2 tRNA genes and 2 rRNA genes are annotated in these 3,364 nt (G+C 55.6%); all 4 read left to right on the top strand.

From position 1 onward, the window contains the following. Positions 1-473, top strand: a 16S ribosomal RNA gene (locus tag ABDZ92_RS16780); the annotation flags it as partial. 216 nt (positions 474-689) lie between these two features. Beyond that, a tRNA-Ile gene (locus tag ABDZ92_RS16775) sits at positions 690-766 on the top strand. A 127-nt stretch (positions 767-893) separates the two neighbouring features. Beyond that, positions 894-969 (top strand) — tRNA-Ala (locus ABDZ92_RS16770). A gap of 295 nt (positions 970-1,264) precedes the next feature. Beyond that, a 23S ribosomal RNA gene (locus ABDZ92_RS16765) occupies positions 1,265-3,364 on the top strand; the annotation flags it as partial.

The raw sequence follows: 3,364 nt of genomic DNA, 5'->3' as shown, positions 1-3,364 counted from the left end.
TCGTGTCGTGAGATGTTGGGTTAAGTCCCGCAACGAGCGCAACCCTCGCCTTTAGTTACCATCATTTAGTTGGGTACTCTAAAGGAACCGCCGGTGATAAGCCGGAGGAAGGTGGGGATGACGTCAAGTCCTCATGGCCCTTACGCGCTGGGCTACACACGTGCTACAATGGCAACTACAGTGGGCAGCAATCCCGCGAGGGTGAGCTAATCTCCAAAAGTTGTCTCAGTTCGGATTGTTCTCTGCAACTCGAGAGCATGAAGGCGGAATCGCTAGTAATCGCGGATCAGCATGCCGCGGTGAATACGTTCCCAGGCCTTGTACACACCGCCCGTCACACCATGGGAGTTGGATTCACCCGAAGGCGTTGCGCCAACCCGCAAGGGGAGCAGGCGACCACGGTGGGTTCAGCGACTGGGGTGAAGTCGTAACAAGGTAGCCGTAGGGGAACCTGCGGCTGGATCACCTCCTTTCTAAGGATATCGGCGGAAAGCGCCGGATGGTACGCCATCTGGAAGAGCTTCCTCCATTCCAAAGAACATTTGCCGCCGTCCTCATGTCCCTTCATCCTAGGTTAGTCTGCGAGACGAAATAGCGTGAGCTATTTTGCACGCAGACAAGCTCGGCCAGCGCGGAGAAGCGCGCCCATAAGGCGCGGCTTCGCCGCGACTGACGGGCGCAGCGTGTGCGGGCCGGTAGCTCAGGTGGTTAGAGCGCACGCCTGATAAGCGTGAGGTCGCAAGTTCGACTCTTGCTCGGCCCACCATCGCAGGCGTCGTCGACCGAGCCAGCGCCGCGGGCAAAGCCCGCGTCGTCGGACGGTGCTTCGCACCGCCGGCCGTGCTTGGCATTGCGCGAAATAGCGTTGCTATTTCGTCGTATGCCTGGCGCATGGGGCCTTAGCTCAGCTGGGAGAGCGGTTGCTTTGCAAGCATCAGGTCATCGGTTCGATCCCGATAGGCTCCACCATCCCGACAACCTAGAGATGAAGACATCGGATCTCCGCGCTTGACGTGGAGTACGGGGTTGCCCCAAGGGCGCCCCTCGTTTTTTGACATTGTGAATGGGTTTTTCAAATCGATGCCGTGGTGGCTTCGGTTTGGTTCGTGTTGAGGCTTTCGGGCTTCGTTGCGGATCGAGCTGGTGCCGTCACTTACAAGGCTGAGATTAACATCCACACCGAGCATACCGCGATACACTGCTCTGCCGAGTTTCGTGTCGGTCGCAAGACCGATCCAGTGTTGTCGTTGGTGGTGTGGACTCTCAAGCGTGAGGTAAGGGCAATTCGTGGATGCCTTGGCATGTACAGGCGATGAAGGACGTGGCACGCTGCGATAAGCGTCGGTGAGGTGTGAGCAACCTTTGACCCGACGATTTCCGAATGGGGGAACCCACCTTCACCATTTAATTCAGCCGGTGTGCAAACATCGGCCGGGTTAAATGGGAAAGGTATCACCGAAGTGAATACATAGCTTTGGTGAAGCGAACCCGGTGAACTGAAACATCTCAGTAGCCGGAGGAAAAGACATCAACCGAGATTCCGTTAGTAGTGGCGAGCGAACGCGGACCAGGCCAGTGCCTGATATTCAACTAGCAGAACACTCTGGAAAGTGTGGCCATAGCGGGTGACAGCCCCGTATGCGAAAGTGATGTATCAGGACTCGAGTAGGGCGGGACACGTGAAATCCTGTCTGAACATGGGGGGACCACCCTCCAAGCCTAAATACTCGTACATGACCGATAGCGAACTAGTACCGTGAGGGAAAGGTGAAAAGCACCCCGATGAGGGGAGTGAAACAGTACCTGAAACGGATTGCCTACAAGCAGTGGGAGCATCTTTAGGGTGTGACCGCGTACCTCTTGCATAATGGGTCTGTGACTTAATGTATCAAGCAAGCTTAAGCCGTTAGGTGTAGGCGTAGCGAAAGCGAGTCTGAATAGGGCGACCATAGTTTGATGCATTAGACCCGAAACCCGGCGATCTATGCATGACCAGGATGAAGGTGCGGTAACACGCACTGGAGGTCCGAACCGATTAACGTTGAAAAGTTACCGGATGAGTTGTGCTTAGGGGTGAAAGGCCAATCAAGCCGGGAAATAGCTGGTTCTCCGCGAAAACTATTGAGGTAGTGCCTCGAGCGAATACCCTAGGGGGTAGAGCACTGGATGGGCTAGGGGGTCGCGAGATCTACCAAACCTAACCAAACTCCGAATACCTAGGAGTACTACTCGGGAGACAGACGGCGGGTGCTAAGGTCCGTCGTCAAAAGGGAAACAGCCCTGACCTACAGCTAAGGTCCCCAAGTCGTGTCTAAGTGGGAAAGCATGTGGGAATCCCAAAACAACCAGGAGGTTGGCTTAGAAGCAGCCATCCTTTAAAGAAAGCGTAACAGCTCACTGGTCTAAACAAGGGTTCCTGCGGCGAAGATGTAACGGGGCTCAAGACACGCACCGAAGCTTAGGGTGTGCACTTTGTGCACGCGGTAGCGGAGCGTTCCGTACGCCTGTGAAGCGGGAGGGTAACCGACCGTGGAGGTATCGGAAGTGCGAATGCAGACATGAGTAGCGATAAAGAGGGTGAGATGCCCTCTCGCCGAAAGACCAAGGGTTCCTGCGCAAGGCTAATCCGCGCAGGGTGAGCCGGCCCCTAAGACGAGCCCGAAGGGGGTAGTCGATGGGAATGCGGTTAATATTCCGCAGCCTGGTGGTGTGTGACGGATGGCGTGTGTTGTCAGCTCTTATCGGATTGAGCTGGCTTCGAAGCTGTCCCGGGAAATAGCCCCACCGTATAGACCGTACCCGAAACCGACACAGGTGGTCAGGTAGAGTATACCAAGGCGCTTGAGAGAAGTGTCCTGAAGGAACTCGGCAAATTGCCTCCGTACCTTCGGAAGAAGGAGGCCCCATGTAAGCGCAAGCTCTCATGGGGGGCACAGGCCAGGGGGTAGCGACTGTTTAGCAAAAACACAGGGCTCTGCTAAGTCGGCTTCAAGACGACGTATAGGGTCTGACGCCTGCCCGGTGCCTGAAGGTTAAGTGGAGGGGTGCAAGCTCCGAAATGAAGCCCAGGTAAACGGCGGCCGTAACTATAACGGTCCTAAGGTAGCGAAATTCCTTGTCGGGTAAGTTCCGACCTGCACGAATGGCGTAACGACTTCCCCACTGTCTCCAGGACATGCTCAGCGAAATTGAATTCTCCGTGAAGATGCGGAGTACCCGCGGTTAGACGGAAAGACCCCGTGCACCTTTACTGCAGCTTCAGAGTGGCAGTGGACAAGAACTGTGTAGAATAGGTGGGAGGCTTTGAAGCACCGGCGCCAGCTGGTGTGGAGCCATCAAGTGAAATACCACCCTGTTGTTGTTT

Source organism: Sphingomonas molluscorum (assembly GCF_039522995.1).
In the GTDB taxonomy this organism is placed as follows: Bacteria; Pseudomonadota; Alphaproteobacteria; order Sphingomonadales; family Sphingomonadaceae; genus Sphingomonas; species Sphingomonas molluscorum.
The sequence above is the reverse complement of the archived record's forward strand: the minus strand, read 5'-3'. Positions and strand labels throughout refer to the sequence as shown.